Origin of the sequence: Flavobacterium piscisymbiosum (assembly GCF_020905295.1) — a bacterium.
Classification (GTDB): Bacteria; Bacteroidota; Bacteroidia; order Flavobacteriales; family Flavobacteriaceae; genus Flavobacterium; species Flavobacterium piscisymbiosum.
The window spans coordinates 4,040,545-4,060,528 of record NZ_JAJJMM010000001.1 but is presented as its reverse complement, the minus strand read 5'-3'; the positions used below and the strand labels follow the sequence as shown (position 1 = coordinate 4,060,528).

Sequence of the window (19,984 nt, the reverse complement as noted above, 5' to 3'; positions counted from 1 at the left end):
ATGTGTTTCTATTTAATACTCTGTTTTAGAACTAGAATCTATGTTTCTATGTGTTTAATCAAAATACATTTTTATAAATTTAAACTAAAATTATGAAGAAGATAATAGTCCTATGCGCAATACTACTAATGACTACGGTTACGTTTGCGCAAGACAAACCAAAAGACATGAAAGTATTAAGAGATTCAATCTTTACGGTCATGAAACTAAGCAATGTAAACAGGCAAAAAATGCACGATTTAATTGCCGAAAACGGTAAAGGTCAAAAAACAATTAAAGATGATCCGGCACTTTTTTACGATCAGAGACAAGAGAAGCTCGAAGCCTGGAAAAAAGATATAACCACTAAAGAAAAAGCAATTCTTACTCCGGAACAATTTCAGATATGGAGGGATTTTGGCAAATCTTTAAATAAACCTAAGCCATAATACGGATTAGGTTAAAATAAGCCATTATTTTTTTTAGAAAATTACTTGGTTTTTGGACATTAATGCAGAACTTGCCGTTCTGCATTAATTGTTTCTGGGAGAAGATAAAACAATAATAAAATGAGTATTATGAATACCTTAAACGACACACAACTACAATCATACGCAATAGGAATAGATATTGGCGGCACATCACTAAAATGTGGCGTTGTTAACGAACTGGGAGAAATCCAGTTTTCATTTATAGTTTCCCTTAAAGGAGCAAAAACCGAAGAAGAGATCATAAATTTAATAGTTAAAACTATTACACAATGCACAGACCAATTAAACGAACCTATTGTAGGTATTGGAATTGGTTTTCCGGGGCTGATAGAAAATGATGTGATTGTGGGCGGCGGCGTTAATCTTCCCGGATTTGAGCAATTGCCATTAGGAAAAATTCTAAATGATCGAACAGGACATAATATCGTAATTGATAACGATGCCAACTTAATGGGTTTAGCCGAAGTAATTTACGGTGCTGCGAAAGACAGTCAGGACGCTATTTTTCTAACTATTGGCACAGGAATCGGCGGTGCTATAATGATTAATAAAAAACTTTTTGGCGGTTACAAAAATCGTGGCGCCGAATTAGGTCATACTGTGATTCAGCAAAACGGAATCCAATGCGCTTGTGGCGGCCGTGGTTGCTTAGAAAGTTACGCCTCGGTTACTGCCTTAATCGAATACTATAAATCCCAAAATAAAACTGCCGACGAACATATAGATGGCAAAACCATTATCGACAAATATCTTGCTGGTGAAGATCACGCCGTAAACGCAATGCTGCATCACTTTGATTATTTAGCTGCCGGAATCGTTAATTGTGTCAACATCTTTAGTCCGCAGAAAGTCATAATTGGCGGTGGCATCAGCGAAGCCGGCCAGTTTTATATTGATGAATTAACGAAAAGAGTAAAAAAGACCGCAATTCCGGTTTCTTTCTCCAATACAAAAATTGTAGCCGCAAGTTTAGGAAACAAAGCAGGTTTATTGGGCGCTTGCGCGAATGCTTTCCAGAAATTTAAAAAAACGGAATATGTAAAAAATTAATCTCGCAAAGGCGCAGAGCCGCAAAGTTTTTATATTCTACTTTTTTTTTTAAGTTTTCATACTTCGCGTAATTAACTCTTACAATCAAAAAATCCTAGCAAACTTTGCGATTAAGTTCATCACGAATTCTACGAAATAAAAAACTTTGCACCTCTGCGCCTTTGCGAGATTAAAAAAAAACTTTGCGGGCTTTGCGGTTAAGTTCGCCACTAATTCCACGAATGTGCACGAATTAAATTTCACAGATAAAAAAAATCTGCTATCTACTTGAAACAAAAAACTTTGCGCCTCTGCACCTTTGCGAGATTAAAAAAAACTTTGCGGGCTTTGCGGTTAAGCTCGCTACGAATTCCACGAATCTGCACGAATCAAATTTTACAAATAAAAAAAATCTGCAAAATCTGCAAAATCTGCTTGAAACAAAAATCTTTGCGCTCTTTGCGCAAAACCGTCGCGAACTTTGCGGTCAAGCCCGCCATGAATTCCAGGAATCCCTTATTTTTAAAGCTTTTAACTAAAATTAATATCATTTTGCACAAATTCAAAACCTTCCTAGAGTATTGATTATTAAATTCGCTTTGTATTTCAGAATTTACAAATCAAAAATAATCTATTAAAACAGGTCGATATGATGTTTCAAAAAAACATATTTTTTATATGGCTTTTCGTGGTATTGCACATTCCTTTTTTAGGGAATGCCCAAACTGCCGACCGACCTAATATTCTAATCATCATGACCGATCAGCAGACCGCTGATGCGATGAGTATTGCAGGCAATAAAAATCTGCATACTCCGGCAATGGATAAATTAGCCGAAAACGGAGTTAGGTTTACCAAAGCCTATTGTGCTCAGCCTTTGTGCACGCCGTCACGTACTTCTATAATGAGCGGAAAAATGCCTTATGAAATAGGTTTTACAGGCAATGCACCAGAAAAAGACGGTCAATGGCCGGATGATCTTTTAATGATGGGGAAAATTTTCCAGAACGGAGGATATAAAACCGGATATGTAGGCAAATGGCATTTACCTGTTCCCGCTGCAAAGAAAAGCCAGCACGGTTTTGAATACATCGAAAACACTAATTTTCAGGATTATAATGATGCAGCAACACCTTCATTTTGTGCACGCTTTATCAAAGAAAATAAAAATACCCCATTTTTGCTTGTTGCCTCTTTTTTAAATCCGCATGACATTTGCGAATGGGCGCGCGGAGAAGATTTAAAAATGGATATTCTAGATCATGCACCACCTGCAGATCAATGTCCGCCTCTTCCTGATAACTGGAAAATTCCGGAACATGAACCCAAAATTGTCCGCGAACAGCAAAAAGTAAGTTTTAGAACCTATCCCACTGTTAACTGGACACCAGATCAATGGCGTCAATACCGCTGGGCTTACAATCGTTTAGTAGAAAAAGTAGACAGTTATATTGAAATGGTTTTGGCATCATTAAAAAAATATAATATCGAGAAAAACACAATTATCGTTTTTACAGCAGATCACGGTGATGGATATGCAGGTCACAGCTGGAATCAGAAACAAATATTATACGAAGAGTCAGCTAAGATTCCGTTTATCATTTCGAAAATAGGCGAATGGAAACCTCGCACAGACGATATGTTAGTTTGCAACGGAACAGACATTATCCCAACAATCTGCGGTTTTACAGGAATTACAAAACCAGCTTACTTAAAAGGAATTGACATTAGTAAAAAAATAGAAAATCCAGCCTTAAAACTTCGTGACACTTTAGTTATCGAAACCGATTTTGCCGACAACGAAGAACTTTTAAACATTAGCGGACGCGCCGTAATCAGCAAAGATTTTAAATATATTGTTTACAACAAAGGCGATTTAAAAGAACAGCTTTTTAATTTGACAAAAGATCCCGGAGAAATTACGAATCTGGCAGTAGATAAGACCTATAAAAAAGAATTAACTGCCATGCGCCGTTATTTAAAAGAATGGTGTAAAAAGAACGGAGATTCATTCGTATCAGGAATATAATTGGGTTAAAAGAAAAATTTATGAAAAATATAATTGCATTAATACTATTCTTTACAACGGTTACTGTTTTCAGCCAGCAGTCTGCAACGCTAAAACTAACGGCAGAAAAACTCCATTCCAGAGTTCGCGAATGGCCTTATCCTGTAAACGGAATTACGGTTCCTACCAATGCTCCTGCTCTGCTTTGGCCTGCAACCAACGGCAAAGAAATGGTTAAACCAATGGAAAGCGGCAGTGACATTCCCGAAGATCCAAATATTGGAAACGTCCGTTATAAAATAATGCTGGCAAGCGATCAAAATTTCATCAAAGATTTAATTGCAAGTGCAGAACAGCGCTGGGCGGTTTATCCGCTTCATCAGGCTCTGAAACCCGGAAAATGGTACTGGAAATATGCTTATGCCTTAAAAGGAAGCAATCAATGGACATGGTCGCCTGTTTACAACTTTGCAGTTGATGCAAAATATGCAAATGAAAAAGTTTCTCCGCCAATAAGCGAAGTTTTAAAACGCAATGAAGGATCGCATCCGCTTTTATGGGATATGAACCGTATTGGCGACGATTTTTACAAAAACAATCTAGATAATCCTGAAGCTAAAAAGTTTATCGCTTTCGCGGAAAAACTAATGCTGGCACCGCTTCCTACCGAAAAACCGCAAAGAGTAATTGATACCACAGGTAAAAACAAACTAGAGAAAAAGATCATTGTAGAAAGAATGTATCATGGTTTTGGTGATGCTGTCGGGAATCCGGTTCGTAATTTATGCATCGCTTATCAATTGACTAAAGACGAACGTTTTATTCAGGATGCGAAACGCAGAGCCCTGAACATTGCCAACATGAACCCTGACGGACTGGCAACTGGCGATGATTTTACAAGCGGTGCCGTACTCGAAGCATTAGGCTGGTTTTATGATGCCGGATATCAATTTTTGACACCGCAGGAAAAAGAAACATTCAAAAATATCATTACCATCAGGGCGAAACGTGTTTATAGTCATTTACCAAATCGTTTTGAACTGCATGTAAGCGATAATCATGTTTGGCAGATTACCTTACGCAACTTAGCAATAGCTACAGTTGCCGTAATTAATGATGTTCCGGAGGCCAAAGAATGGCTTACTTATATGTACGAAGTCTGGTCGGCACGTTTTCCGGTTTTAGGTACTACAGATGGCGGCTGGCATGAAGGAAACGGCTATTTTAGAGTCAACTTTAAATCGATAATTTACTTGTCGCAAATGTTTGGCGATTTTAGCGGAGTCGATTATTTTAAATTACCATGGATGCAAAATCTTCCGTATTATATGATGTACACGCATCCAAACAACGCTGCAAGTACAGCAATTGGCGATATGTGGGAAAATATTCCATACATCGTAAAAGGCGAAGCCTGGTTTGCCGATGCCCTGACTTATAAAATGAATAATCCGTACTTAAACTGGTATGTAAGCGAAATAAAAAGAGACTATCCAAGCTATTATCACGGTACAGATGATTTCTTATTCTTTAGATTATTGAATTACAAACCAAACAAAAATTTACCTGCAACTTCGCCTTCAGATTTACCAAAAACACGCAAATTTGGCGATGTTGGTGTCGTCGCCATGCACGAAAATTTGGCTAAAGCCGATAAAACCTTAAGCAGCTATTTATTCAGCAGTCCGTTTGGATCTTCAGGACATGGACATGCCTCGCAAAATGCTTTTACAATCAATTACAAAGGAAAAGTACTCTTTGGCGGAACAGGTTATTACAGCAACTTTAGCGACAAGCACAATCTTTTGTATTACAGAACATCAAAAGCTTACAATACGATTTTGGCTGATAGTTTGAATCAGAAACTTGGTGAAGAAGGTTACGGATGGATTCCGAGAGCTATTTCCGGAAAACAAATTCAATATGCCTTGGGAGATGCCAGTAATGCATACGGAGAAATCAAAAGTGATTTCTGGCTAGGCAGATTCAAACAAATTAATGTTGTACCAAGCAAAGAAAACGGTTATGGAGAATCTGGCGTAACTTTGTATCGCAGACACATGCTGCAATTAGAAGGCGGTTATATTGTATTATACGATGAACTGGAAGCTAAAAATCCGGTAAAATGGACAACTCAGTTTCATTGTCCGTATTACGAGATTCAGGGAGAAAATTCGGCGAAAGCCAAACAGCAAAACTTCATTGTAAAAACAGATTTAGGAAATGTAAATGCAAGCGTTTTTGCCAATAGTCCGCTAAAAATGGCAGTTCATAATCAGTTTTTCGAACCTGCCGTAAACTGGAATAAAGTAACCAATGACGAAGGTCAGATTAAAGATTTTAAAGATCAATGGCATGCCGGAATCACATCTGAAGCAAAACAAAAATTTAGATTTTTAACGATTATACAAGTTAAAGACGGCAAAACAGAAGTGATTAAAACCATCTCAAACAACAGCGGTTTATCAAATTTACAAGTTGGAGACTGGAATATTCAGGTGCAATTAGACGGAGAAAAACCTGCTGCTTTACAAGTTTCGGGCAAAACGGCAAAATCACTCTTTAGCTACGGAAATCTGCCTATTAAATTTGAAGGAAAAGCATATACTCCTAAAGTTACAGGAAGTTCTGTTTTGTTACAAATTGATGATAATAAAGTTAATAAACAAGAAGCCATAGACGAATTGCCGGATGTTGCCAAATACGATAAAAATTAAAAAGAATAAGATGTTTAGTTTTTCTATAAATTAGAGGTGAATTTCTATTATTTCAAAAATAAGAGTGAATATAATTCGTAGTAAAAAATTAAACACATAGAAACATAGATTATTATATACTATAAAAAAGGATATTTAAAAGAAATACATTTCCTTCACATAGTTACTTGTGTGGGTTTAAAATAAGGGAAGGTCTTTTTTTAGTGACTAAAAAGCTATATTCCTATGTGTTTTAAAAAAAAAGTAAAGCATACAAAAAATAATTATAATACTAATTTCATGAAAAAAAAGATTGCTGTCGTTGCCCTTTTGTGCATTCTTCTTTTCGCAGCCAAAAGCTACGCACAAGTTCAGGATCGATATTTTAGAAATATATCGGTTGACAAAGGCTTGTCGCAGAGTTCTGTTTTTGCTATTCAGCAGGATACTTTGGGCTTTATCTGGATAGGAACCCAGGACGGACTAAATCGTTATGACAGCAAGGGTTTTAAAGTATACCGACCAATAAACAACGTAAAGAATAGCTTGCAATCGTATTATATACGCAGCTTATTTACAGATCATAAAGGGCAATTATGGGTTGGCGGAAATCAGGGTATTAGCGTTTATAATTATAACACAGACAGTTTTACAAATTATCAGTTGCCAAGAAATATTGGCGAATGGTACATCTCGTCTATAACCGAAGACAAAGAGCACAGAATATGGGCCGCTTCTATCGCCGGAGATGTTTTTGTGCTAAATCCCAAAGCTGAAAATTTTACGGCTGTAAAGTTCAATGCATCTTCGCATGAAATCAAGAAAATTGCATACATCGGACTTTGGCAGCAGCAAATTATTTTAGGAACCGATGTTGGTCTTTTTAAACTGAAACACAATACACATCAATTAACTAAAATTGATTTGGGAGCTAAAAAACCTTATATCAACGACGTTTATATTGATGGAAAAAAACTATGGGCTGCTACCGAAGGCGAAGGCGTGATTCAGTATAATGCTGAGAACGGACAGACTTCTGCCCTGCTGCACACTACTGGAACCAATAGTATTGCCGATAATAATATTAGATGCATTGGTAAAGATACCGAAGGAAATATCTGGATGGGAACCTTTAAAGGATTGACTATTTTCAATCCGAAGAACAATTCTTTTACTAATTATTACCATCAAATTTCACAGCCATATACGATTAGTCAAAACTCGGTTCGCTGTTTTTTTAAAGACAAACAAAACGGAATTTGGTTAGGAACTTATTACGGCGGTTTGAACTATTATCATAAAAACGATATCAAGTTTAATTTGTTGAGTCAAAACTCCGGAAAACCTTCTTTAAACGATGAAGTAATTGGGGTGATCAAACAAGATACAAAAGGTAATTTCTGGATTGGAAGCAATGATAAAGGGCTTAATTACTGGAACAAAAATGCCAATACGATTACCTATTATTCAAACAGCGAAAACAATCCAAACAGTTTAAGTTCGAATAATATTAAAGCTATTGAATTTGATGACAACGGCAATGTATTGATAGGAACTCATAACGGCGGATTGAATCTGCTTAATCCAAATAGTGGTTCTGTCCAGCGTTTTCGTCATGACAACAATAATCCCAATACAATTGCCGGAGATTTAGTTTACAGTTTATTAAAAGATTCCAAAGGCCGCATTTGGGTAGGAACCAGATCAGGATTAGATCAGTTTCATCCCGAAACCAAAACTTTTACGCACATTCACTTAGATAAAGCCGGAAAACGCCTTACCTCTGATGATATAACGTTTTTGTTTGAAGACAGCAGACATAGAATCTGGATTGGAACTACAAACGGCGTAACGCTGTTTTATCCGGATGTTCTTTTATTTGGAAACATCGGACACGGAAAATTAAGTGATGATATTATAAACTGCATTACAGAAGATCAAAAGCACAGAATCTGGCTTGGCACCAGAGAAGGTTTGCGTTTGTATGACGAAACTCAGGAATCATTCGTTAGTTTTAAAGCCGGGAATGATTTTGTTAAAGAAACGATTTACGGAATAATTCCGGATGATGGAAATCTGTGGGTTTCTACCAACAGCGGACTAATTAAGTTTAATCCTGACAAAGGTTCTGTTCAGACTTTTGATGAAAGCGACGGTTTACAAAACAAACAATTTAACGATTATTCTTTTTATAAAGCCAAAGACGGCATGCTTCTTTTTGGCGGTATTAAAGGAATCTCGTACTTCTACCCGTCAATGATCAAACAACAGCCACTGCCTTTAAAACTCAATTTTACAGCTTTAGAAGTTTTAAATAAAACGGTAGCAGTTGGAGATGAAACCGATATTCTGGAGGAACATATCGATCAGGTAAACGAACTTGAAATTGGTCCGGAATACAAACAATTCAGTATATTTTTTAATACGTTTAATTACATTTCATCCAACCGAACCTACTATTATTATAAACTGGAAGGCCTTGATAAAGACTGGCAACGAACTGATGAATTGAAGGTGAGCTACAGCAATCTGCCTGACGGAAAATACAATTTTCAAATCAAGGCAATTGGTCCAAATGGTGAAATGAGTGCTGTTAGAAGTTTAAAAATCATCATATTGCCGCCATGGTACAAAACTATCTGGTTTTCTTTACTGCTTTTAACGATTATTGGAACGGCGGGATACATTGGTTTTAAAATCATAAAAGAAAGAATAAAGGCCGTTCAGCAGTTAAAACTCGAACGTATTGATAAAGAAAGAGTAAGCTATATTAACCAGGTAAAAATGGATTTCTTTACTAATGTATCACATGAATTAAGAACGCCTTTAACCTTGATTTTAGCCCCATTAGAAGAATTATTAAAAATTCCATTTGCAGATAAAATCTCCAAAAAGAAACATGAATTAATGTTCATTAACGCTAAAAGACTTTATAACTTGGTTGACCAGTTATTTGAGTTTAGAAAAACCGAAATGGGAACACGTCAGCTTAAAGTAGGCAAAGGCGATGTGGTAGGTTTTACAAAAGAAATTTTCGAATCGTTTAAACCGCTTTCAGAGAAAAACGGCATTCATTATACGTATCATTCTGAAGAACCAGAACTTGCATTCTATTTTGACAAAGACGCAATGGAAAAAATCTTATTTAATTTGTTGTCTAATGCTTTTAAATACACCAAAACAGGCCAAAGCATTAACGTTGAATTAATTAAGAAAAATGATTCTGTACAAATAAAGGTCGCTGACACGGGGGTCGGAATTAGCGAAGAGGATCTGTCCAAAGTTTTTGATCGTTTTTATCAGGTAAACAATCGCGAGATGAATTTGGGTTCCGGTGTTGGTTTGGCTTTTACAAAGCGCTTGGTAGAACTGCATCATGGCGAAATTACAGCCGAAAGTGCGCCCGAAAAAGGAAGCACATTTACCGTAACCATTCCAATCTCAGATCAGGTTTATAAAAACGATCAGCAAGTAGAAAGTTCGTTATATGAACTTTCTATTATATCTGATAATGAATTGGATGAAGATGCTTTATTAGAAGAAGAAAATGAAATAACCGACAGCAATCAGCCTATAAAACTGCTTATTGTAGACGATAATAAGGAGATTTTAGATTATCTGCAGGACTATTTTAGTAAAATATACAATGTTACAACGGCTTATAACGGGCAAATGGCATTAGATCTTTTAGAAATACAGCCATTTGATTTAATCATCAGCGATGTTATGATGCCGGAACTCGATGGTTTACACTTTTGTAAAAAAGTAAAACAAAACATCAATACATCACATATTCCGTTAATGCTTTTAACAGCCAGAAATGAAACCAGCCAACAGATAAAAGGCTTAGAAATGGGTGCCGATGATTATATTACAAAACCATTTTCGACTCCGTTACTGGCTGCGAAAATTACAAATCTGCTCCGTTCCCGTAAACGATTAAAAGAATATTATTCTGTTGGAAAAGAAATGGTTCCTGAGAATATTGCTTTTAATACACTCGATGAAGAATTCCTGAAACAAGCCATTCAAATTGTCGAAGATCACCTGGCCGATTCTGAGTTTTCGGTAGATCAATTCAGCAAGGAAATCGGAATGAGCAGATCAAACCTTTACTTGAAGTTAAAGGCTATAACAGGCGAATCTGCAATGGATTTTATAAAAAGAATCCGATTTAAAAAAGCGGTAGAATTGATGCAGAGTAAACGCTACACCATTGCACAGATTACGTATATGTGCGGTTTTAATTCGCCGTCGTATTTTTCGACAGCATTCAAACAACATTACGGTTGTATGCCAAGCGAGTATTTAGCCAAAATAGAAGATCCAAAAGAATAACTAAATTTTAAACAACACAACAGCTGCTAATACAATGAAAAATCAACTTCATCCTTTCCCTTAAAACCATTTAAAACCATTTAAAACCAAGTCTTAAAAGGCTAAAATTATTTGAATTTTCAAATTCTGAAAAATCTCACCTCATACAAATAGTAAACACATTTGGAATTGGGGAAGCTCAAACTATGTCTTTTTTCAGCAGGCTTTAGGAAAAATTATATTTAAAAATTACAATTATTGCAACCTATGAAATTAATTAAACTCCACTTTTTACTGGCTTTTGTTTTGCCTTTAATGGCTATGGCTCAGGTAAAAAAATCAATCAGCATTCATAATAATTCGGCTTTAGACCGAAAAGAATCGGTAACAGCCATAAAATGGGCAGCAGTGCTTTCCTCCTTTCCGCAAATTGACACAGCAAATTTTGTGGTAATTAACGCCAATACAAAAAAACAAGTTCCGTATCAATTAGAACATCATGGAAATCGTTCCATACAAAATCTATTAGTGCAAATTGATATTAAGGCAAAATCATCGCTGAGACTTCTAATTCAAAAAGGTAAACCTGAAGCCTTTGCTTCTAAAACTTATGCGCGTTATGTACCGGAACGTTTGGACGATTTTGCATGGGAAAATGATAAAATTGCTTTTCGTGCTTACGGAAAAGCCTTAGAAAAAACCGAAGGTGACGCTTATGGCTATGATGTCTGGGTAAAACGCACCAATAAATTAGTCCTGAACGATCGTTATAAACGCAATGAATATCATATCGATCATGGCGATGGTTTAGATTATTATCATGTAGGTTATACCTTAGGCGCCGGAAATATGGCTCCGTACATAAAAGATACTATACGCTATTCTGCCAATTACCATCAATGGAAAATCTTGGACAATGGTCCTTTGCGCTCTACTTTTCAATTAGTTTATGATACCTGGAATGCAGGAGGAATAAAGGTTAAGGCTGTAAAAACCATTTCACTGGATGCCGGTTCACAACTTAATAAAATTGAAAACAGCTATACTTTCGACCAAAACGAACCTATGCCTGTTGTAGTTGGAATAATAAGACGCGAAAAGCAGGGCATTATTTCCTTAAACGAACAACAAGGAATTATGGGCTATTGGGAACCTGCTTTTGATAAAGAAGGAACTACTGGTCTGGGTACGATTTTAACCACTCCGGCAAAAACAATGTGGGTGAGTAAAGAACAGCTTTTGGCTAAAACTACAGTCACAAACAAGGAGCCAATCATTTACTATTCTGGCGCATGCTGGGATAAGGCCGGAAAAATCACTACAGCAAAACAATGGATGGATTACCTGAATCATTTTAATGAGGAACTCAAAAATCCTTTGATTATAAGTGTTAAATAAAAAACCACAACCATAGAAATAAAAACATACCTGACAGGTTTTAAAAACCTGTCAGGATAAAAATTACTAATAACCAAAAACTTAAAAAAAATGTCAATTAACTTATTTGATTTAACGGGAAAAACAGCGCTTATTACAGGAGGAGTCCATGGTCTGGGAATGGCAATGGCCAAAGGACTTGGAAATGCAGGTGCAAAAATTGTAGTAAACGATCACTCATCGCAGGAAGCAGTAGATAAAGCCATTGCAGAATATAAATCTGAAGGAATCGAAGCCTATGGCTATTTATTTGATGTAACCGATGAAACTGCTGTAATTGCCGCAATCAACAAGATTGAAGCCGAAGTTGGTCCCATCGATATTTTAATCAATAATGCCGGAATCATCAAAAGAACACCGATTATAGAAATGGAAGTTGCCGATTTTGAAGCTGTTATAAAAGTAGACTTAACAGGCCCTTTTATTGTTTCTAAAACTATTGCCAAAGGAATGATTGAACGCGGAGGCGGAAAAATCATAAACATGTGCTCCATGATGAGCGAATTGGGAAGAGATTCTGTAAGCGCTTATGCTGCAGCAAAAGGCGGACTAAAAATGCTGACTAAAAACATGGCTACAGAATGGGCTAAATTTAATATTCAGACTAACGGAATCGGCCCTGGATATTTTGCTACAAGCCAGACTGCTCCTATTCGTGTAAACGGACATCCATTTAATGAATTTATTATGGGTAGAACCCCTGCAGGACGCTGGGGAGATCCGGATGATTTACAAGGTGCTGCCATATTTTTGAGTTCAAAAGCAAGTGATTTTGTAAACGGACATATTGTGTATGTTGACGGCGGTATTTTGGCTACCATAGGAAAACCATCTAACGAGTCCTAATATTTAAACACGTAGAAACATAGACGCAATATCATCGCTCTGGAAAAAGAATAGATTTATATTGATTTCCAAATCCTAAATTTATTTTTCTCGCAGATTTGGCAGATTTTTTAAGAAGCGTAGTAAATACATCTGCCTGAATTTAAATTATTAAAATTAAAAAAAGAAAAATCTACTAAATCTGCCAAATCTGCGAGAGAAATTTAAACACATAGAAACATAGATCTCTATATGTTAAAATAAACAAATTCAAAATACATTAAAATGATAAAAAGTATCATAGATAAAGCAACAGGATTCGAAAAACGATTCGAAAACATCAATACGGTTGTTTTTGAAAATTCTTCTGAAGCCTCAAAAGCCGTTGCAAAAGAAATTGCATCACTGATCCAATCCAAACAAAAAGAAAACAAACCTTGTATTTTAGGTTTGGCAACAGGTTCTTCTCCAAAAGGATTGTATGCAGAACTGGTTCGTCTGCATAAAGAAGAAGGCTTGAGTTTTAAAAACGTAATCACTTTCAACCTAGACGAATATTACCCGATGGAACCGGATTCTATCAACAGTTATGTTCGATTTATGAAGGAATTATTGTTAGATCAGGTTGATATTTTACCTGAAAACTATCATATTCCCGACGGAACTTTATCGAAAGAAGAAATCGCCGATTATTGCCATAATTATGAAGCAAAAATCGAAGCTCTTGGAGGTATCGATTTACAGATTTTGGGAATTGGAGGAAACGGACATATCGGATTTAATGAATCAGGTTCGCTTCAAAACTCTAAAACAAGATTAGTGGCGCTGGATCACATTACGAGAGTAGCAGCAAGTGGCGATTTTTCGGGATTGAGCAACACGCCAAGAACAGCAATTACACTTGGAGTTAAAAAGATTATGGAAGCCAAACAGGTTATTTTAATGGCTTGGGGAGAAGGAAAATCAAATATCATTAAAAAATCGGTTGAAGGAGAAGTTACCAATCAGATTCCTGCTTCATTTTTACAAGAGCACAATAATGCTGTTTTTGTTCTGGATAAAGAAGCTTCGTCTAAACTAACCCGAATCAACAGACCTTGGCTAGTAGAAAAAATTGTCTGGACAGATAAATTAATCCGTAAAGCGGTTTTAGGGCTGGCATTAGATTTAAAAAAGCCAATTTTAATGCTTACTGATGCTGATTATATCGAAAACGGAATGAGCGATTTATTGGCAGATTCTGGTCCGGCGTACGACATCAACATTAAAATATTCAATAAACTGCAAAACACAATTACAGGCTGGCCGGGCGGAAAACCAAATGCCGACGATACCAACCGACCTGAAAGAGCAGAACCGGCTAAAAAACGTGTTTTAATTTTTAGTCCGCATCCAGATGATGATATTATTAGTATGGGAGGAACTTTTATGCGCTTGCAGGAACAAGGACACGAAGTGCATGTAGCGTACCAAACTTCTGGAAATATCGCTGTAGCGGATGATGAAGCGCTTCGTTTTGCCAGTTTTGTGATTGATTACAACGAAAAATTCGGAATAAAAAGCGAAGAAGCTGATAGCATTTACAAAAAGGCTCAAACGTTTCTAAAAAACAAAAAAGCCAGTGAAATTGATATTCCGGAAGTGCGATACTTAAAAGGATTGATTAGAAAGGGAGAAGCTCGCTCTACAAGTCATTTTGTAGGTTTGCCAGATGAGCAGATTCATTTTATGGAACTCCCTTTTTATGAAACCGGAACTATAAAGAAAAAACCGCTGGGTAAAGATGATATTCAGCTTACGATGGATTTGATCGAAAAAATAAAACCCCATCAAATTTATGCAGCCGGAGATTTAGCAGATCCGCATGGAACGCACAAAGTATGTCTGGATGCCATTTTTGAGGCTGTAAAAGCTTTAAAACCAAAACTATTTATGAACGACTGCTGGGTCTGGCTGTATCGTGGTGCGTGGCAGGAATGGGGAATTGACGAAGTGGAAATGGCTGTGCCAATGAGTCCGGATCAGGTTTTGGCAAAACGCCACGGAATCTTTAAACATCAATCTCAAAAAGACGGTGTTGTTTTTCAGGGAACTGATGCAAGAGAATTTTGGCAGAGAGCCGAAGACCGAAACAGCGAAACCGCTCAATTGTACAACCAGCTTGGTCTGGCACATTATGCTGCTATGGAAGCTTTTGTGAGATGGGAGTTTTAATGACTTAAAAAAAGGCAACTTTTTTGAATGGTATACAAAATGTTGGCCTTACGGGACAAAGGGATAAACTCTCTTTGTCCCGTTTTTTTGTTTTGGTGCAAATGTTCTTAAATTAAATTATTTGAGGTTAATTTTCAATAATTAAGTCTTCGATCTATCACAAATGTTTAAAGTTCCTTTCATAATCAATTGATTCGTTAAAAAATAAACACTAAAGAAACGATTTTCGAATATTATTGGCAAAAATAGTGGTAATACGTATTTTTAGTTTTAAATACTAAAACGTTTTAGTAGATTTGCTAAATCAGTTTTAAATATCAGAAGAAACTATATTCAGCTCAAATAATAAAACTTCAAATAAATAACCACAAATAGTTACAGATTATGAATAATCAAAAAAAGGGTTTATTACTTATTGCGGTACTTGTACTGTTTTCAAGTTTTTCAGTAATAAAATGGAATACGAATTCGAAAAGCAATTTTTACAAAGATGAGATGGAAAACCTCCACTCTGCGATTGAAAAAAACTTTCACGATAGCGTTTCCGGATATTACTTTGTTGATTTAGATCCTGCAAAAAGAGAAACAAAATTTGGGCATAAAAGAGAATATAGCTGGTTATGGGCGCTTTGTGCCATGTTTGAAGCTACAAATGAAATTGAAAAAGTAGATAAAAAAGCGCAATTAGTTGATAACATTGTACAAAGTATGCAGCCTTACTACGATCCTGCACCTCCAAAACCGGGATATGGCGAATATATTGTGAAGTTGAGTAAAGGACAAAGATATTACGATGACAATCAATGGATTGGAATAACTGCTCTGGATATTTATGAAAGAACCGGAAAGAAAAGTTATTTCGATTTAGGAAAATCGATGTATGATTTTATGATGACAGCAGCTGACTCAAAATTAGGCGGCGGATTGTACTGGCGTGAAAATGATTTCGAAACGAAAAACACCTGTTCGAACGGACCAGGAATTATTGTTGCGCTTAAAATGTACAAAGCAACAAAGGAAAAAGTATACCTTGATAATGCATTGAAAATATACAACTGGACAAATGAAAAACTACAGACTCCTACAGGTTTATTTTATGATAATATTAAAGTAAACGACGGAAGTATCGGGAAAACTATCTATTCCTATAATACAGGAACAATGCTGCAGTCTAATGTGTATTTATATGAACTAACAGGTGACAAAAAGTATCTTAAAAAAGCGATAGAAATAGCAGACAGTTCGTTGCTTTATTTTTACGGAGGAGACAAATTTAGAGATGGATATTGGTTTAATGCTGTTTTATTGCGCGGATATCAGCATCTTTTAAAATACAATAAAGATTTAAAATACATTTCAGGATTTAAAAAGTGTCTGGATAATACTTTGAAAGAAAACAAAAACGAAAAAGGATTGTTTGCCACAAATGAAGGTGTATATAATTTAGTAGAACATGGCGGAATGCTTGAGATATTGGCTCGATTCGCTTATCTTGAAGATCATTATAATTTGTCGAATAAAAAATAATTTACGTAGATCTAAGCCTTTAGTGATACAATAACAAAATACCACAAAACATCATGAACAAATTAAAGTTAGCTGCTTGCTTCTCCTTTTTATCCCTGGCATTGTTGGCAACTGAAAATGTATTTTCTCAAAACGCTGCTTTAGCTAAGAAATCTGTTATTAGTAAAAAGAAAGCTGGACAGGTTCAGGGACAGGATGTTTTCGAGTATACTTTGCAAAATAAAACAGGAATGCAGGTTCAGTTGCTTACTTATGGTGCAGCAATTACAAATATCGTAACACCGGATAAGTATGGTGAAATGAGCAGTGTGGTACTGGGTCTTGATTCACTTTCTCATTATGCGGGTAAAGAAAACTCATTGATGGGTTCTACGGTTGGTCGTGTTGCGAATCGAATTGCAAACAAGAAATTCTCACTTGACGGACATGAATATACGCTGTCTTCTGATATTCACGGAGGTGTAAATGGTTTTGATAAACGCATTTGGAAAGCTAAAGAAGTAACAAAAAAGAATGAACTTGCTGTTGAAATGTCTTATTTAAGTAAAGATGACGAAGAAGGTTTTCCCGGGAATTTATTGGTTACGGTAACTTTTACATTAAAGAATAATAATGATTTAGTTATTGATTATAAAGCAACTACAGACAAAGCAACTCCGCTTGTACTGACCAACCACACTTATTTTAATCTTTCGGGCGGAAGAGATAGTAAAGCATTAAATACAGAGTTAACTGTTCTTGCTGATCAATTTTTAGAATATGGAGATGGCAGCATGCCAACCGGCAAGATTCTGAATGTAAAAGAAACTCCGTTTGATTTTACTTCACCTAAAACTATTGCCAAAGACATAGAAAAAGTACAGCAATATACGAACGGTTACGATGTGACTTTTGCTTTGCGAAATCAAACGGGCAAACTGGCTTTGGCTGCAAAAGTTTTCGAACCAATAAGCGGCAGGGAATTAGAAGTTTATACAACTGAACCGGGAGTTGTATTTTATTCAGGAAACTGGTTAAGCGAAAAAGTAAAAGGACGCAACGGAGTTCCTTATACCAAAAATGGCGCATTTTGTCTTGAAACACAACATTACCCAAATTCCATCAATACGCCCGCTTTTCCTAATACTGTTTTGCGACCTCAGGAAACCTTTACATCTCAAACTATTTACAGATTTCTTGTTCGTAAGTAATAAAATCAGATCCAAAAAATAACGTAAAGGAGCTTTTATAAACCTTTTAGACGGAAAGTGTAATTGTAAATGTCGTTCCTTTTCCCACAGTCGAAGTAACATTAATGGTGGCATTGTGTAAACTTACGATCTGTTTTACGACTGATAATCCAACACCATACCCTATTTCGTAGTTTTTATTTTTTCCGCGGTAGAATAAGTTATAAATTTGTTCTAAATCTCCTTCGGGAATACCAATTCCGTTGTCAGAAAAAGTAAGGATAATTCGATCTGAAGAGGCATTTATATCTACATGACAGGCATGATCTGGTGAATATTTACAGGCATTTTCCATAATATTAGAAAAAGCAATTTGCAGTAAATACGGATTCCCAAAATAATTATAGAAATTCGCATCATTATCATCCAGGTTCGTATAACTGATACCTATTCTGTATTTTACCTCTTTTTTATTTAATAAATTCAATTTGGCGTCGACCAAAACCTCATCTATTCGAATATCTGACATCTTTATTTGTGATCGGTCATAATTTGCACGGGCAAAATCAAGAAGCGCTGTAGAAAGCTGAGAAACATGATTTGCTTCTTTTAAAGCATTGTCTAATGATACTTTATAATCATCAATAGTGCGGTTGAGTTCTTTTCCGAGTTCAATTTCTGCAATTAAAATAGAAAGTGGCGTGCGGAATTCATGCGATATGGTCGTCACGAAATTTCGATGGTTATTAAAAGATTTTTCTAACCTATTAAAAGTAGCATTAAAGGTTTGGGTGAGTTCATAAAGTTCATCTTTAGCTTTTGGTACTATAATTCGTTTGTTAAGATTATGCTCTGTTATATCTCTAATTTGAAAAATAATATCTTTTAATGGTTTTAATGTGTAGTAAGAAAATCCAAAACCAATTATAAAAATCAAAACGATAGAAGTAAAATAAACGTAAAGTAAATTTTCCTTAAAAGCATTAAGATGATTGAGACCGGTTACATCTTTTGCTCTTCCAACGATGTAAAACTCCTTGTTATTATCTGTGTATAAAATACCACGGTATTGGTAGTGATCATCAGACCAGTTCAGGTATCGGTTCTTTTTTATAGACTGCAATATTTTTTTACTGCCCAGCGGCGGCATATTATCAGAAAAATAAAGATTAAAATTACTGTCGTAAACACTTATATCTGCCTCGTTAAGTACTTTCTTGTTTTTTGTATGCAGAAATTTTATCAGTTCTTTATTGATTTGAGCATCAAATATAAACTCGGCACGCCAGGTTATTTTATAATCAAGACGGTCAAAAAATTCATCTTTTCTGTTTTTTTCCGATACAAAATAAACGCTGTACGCAAAAACAAAAAGAATAAAAGCAGTTAAAATAGCATACGCCAGAGCGGTACGGGTTACTAATTTCATATTTTATTACTTAAAATAAATCCCATACCTACTTTAGTATGAATTAGTTTTTGCTCAAAACCTTTGTCGATTTTTTTCCTTAGATAGGCAATATATACGTCGATATAATTGGTTCCGGTATCAAAATTATTGCCCCAGACATTATCGGCTATTTCATCCCGTGTAAGAAGTCTTTCGGGATTTTGCATCATAAAGTGCAGCAAATTAAACTCCTTTGGAGTAAGGTTTATCGTTACTCCTTCCCTGTAAATGACTTTGGTGCGTTTGTCCATTACAAGACTATTGTAGATAATTTGAGCGCTTTCTTCTACATTACTTACCGTATCTTTTTTACGCTGAAGCAAAGCTTTTACCCTTGCATACAACTCCCGTATTTCAAATGGTTTAACCAAATAATCATCGGCTCCGGCATCAAAACCTTCAATTTTTTCGTCGATAGTTCCTAATGCGGTCAGCATAATGATGGGGATTTTTTTTCCTGAATGCCGAATCTTTTTACAAAAAGCAATACCATCCATTCCGGCCAGCATAATATCTGTGATAATCAGTTCAAAATCAATTTTTTCTAAAAGTATAAGTCCTTCTTCTGCTTCTTCTGCAATATATACCTGATACCCCTGACTTTCAAGCCCTCGTTTTAGCAATGCTGAAACCCGACTGTTGTCCTCCACTATTAAGATCTTCATTTGTATCTGTTTCATTTTAAATCCGAATCAAATTTACGACAATATTTTCTTTTTCTAAAAGGCTGGTATTTGCACTTTGTTTACACAAACCCTAAACAAGCACTGAATATCAATCATTTAAAACCAAAACAATAGGTTTTCTAATAACATTCTAAAGCCTTTCTAATACTTTTCTAA

12 protein-coding genes are annotated in these 19,984 nt (G+C 35.8%); 10 read left to right on the top strand and 2 right to left on the bottom strand.

Features of this window, described 5'->3' with window-relative positions:
* Nucleotides 1-92: 92 nt before the first annotated feature.
* The 10 genes from LNP81_RS17440 (at nt 93) to LNP81_RS17395 (ending at nt 17,713) form a co-directional block, all read left to right on the top strand.
* Complete coding sequence (locus LNP81_RS17440; protein ID WP_230038051.1) at nt 93-428, top strand: hypothetical protein; 336 nt, start codon at nt 93-95, stop codon at nt 426-428.
* A 120-nt stretch (nt 429-548) separates the two neighbouring features.
* Entirely contained in the window at nt 549-1,520 is a 972-nt protein-coding gene (locus LNP81_RS17435; protein ID WP_230038048.1) for an ROK family protein, read from the top strand.
* Between the two features lie 628 nt (nt 1,521-2,148).
* Nucleotides 2,149-3,528, top strand: coding sequence for a sulfatase family protein (locus LNP81_RS17430; RefSeq protein WP_230038046.1), 1,380 nt, complete (start codon nt 2,149-2,151; stop codon nt 3,526-3,528).
* Nucleotides 3,529-3,548: 20 nt separating this feature from the next.
* Nucleotides 3,549-6,224 (top strand): DUF4962 domain-containing protein, encoded by a 2,676-nt coding sequence (locus tag LNP81_RS17425; protein ID WP_230038044.1) that lies wholly within the window; start codon nt 3,549-3,551, stop codon nt 6,222-6,224.
* Between the two features lie 279 nt (nt 6,225-6,503).
* Nucleotides 6,504-10,541 carry a hybrid sensor histidine kinase/response regulator transcription factor gene (locus LNP81_RS17420; protein ID WP_230038042.1) on the top strand — a complete coding sequence of 1,346 codons (4,038 nt, stop codon included), beginning with the start codon at nt 6,504-6,506 and terminating at the stop codon, nt 10,539-10,541.
* Between the two features lie 246 nt (nt 10,542-10,787).
* Nucleotides 10,788-11,918: a BT3233 family polysaccharide utilization protein gene (locus LNP81_RS17415; protein WP_230038040.1), complete on the top strand. Its 1,131-nt coding sequence runs from the start codon at nt 10,788-10,790 to the stop codon at nt 11,916-11,918.
* 90 nt (nt 11,919-12,008) lie between these two features.
* A complete protein-coding gene (locus tag LNP81_RS17410) occupies nt 12,009-12,803 on the top strand; it encodes a gluconate 5-dehydrogenase (protein ID WP_230038038.1) in 795 nt (264 codons plus the stop codon).
* 264 nt (nt 12,804-13,067) lie between these two features.
* Complete coding sequence (gene nagB / locus LNP81_RS17405; RefSeq protein ID WP_230038036.1) at nt 13,068-14,996, top strand: glucosamine-6-phosphate deaminase; 1,929 nt, start codon at nt 13,068-13,070, stop codon at nt 14,994-14,996.
* A gap of 384 nt (nt 14,997-15,380) precedes the next feature.
* Nucleotides 15,381-16,523, top strand: coding sequence for a glycoside hydrolase family 76 protein (locus LNP81_RS17400; RefSeq protein ID WP_230038034.1), 1,143 nt, complete (start codon nt 15,381-15,383; stop codon nt 16,521-16,523).
* 53 nt (nt 16,524-16,576) lie between these two features.
* Nucleotides 16,577-17,713: an aldose epimerase family protein gene (locus tag LNP81_RS17395; protein ID WP_230038032.1), complete on the top strand. Its 1,137-nt coding sequence runs from the start codon at nt 16,577-16,579 to the stop codon at nt 17,711-17,713.
* Between the two features lie 46 nt (nt 17,714-17,759).
* On the opposite strand, the gene LNP81_RS17390 is transcribed toward LNP81_RS17395, so the two are convergent.
* Complete coding sequence (locus LNP81_RS17390; RefSeq protein WP_230038030.1) at nt 17,760-19,121, bottom strand: HAMP domain-containing sensor histidine kinase; 1,362 nt, start codon at nt 19,119-19,121, stop codon at nt 17,760-17,762.
* A complete protein-coding gene (locus LNP81_RS17385; protein ID WP_230038028.1) occupies nt 19,118-19,822 on the bottom strand; it encodes a response regulator transcription factor in 705 nt (234 codons plus the stop codon). Before LNP81_RS17385 ends, LNP81_RS17390 begins: the two co-directional genes overlap by 4 nt.
* Nucleotides 19,823-19,984: the final 162 nt, after the last annotated feature.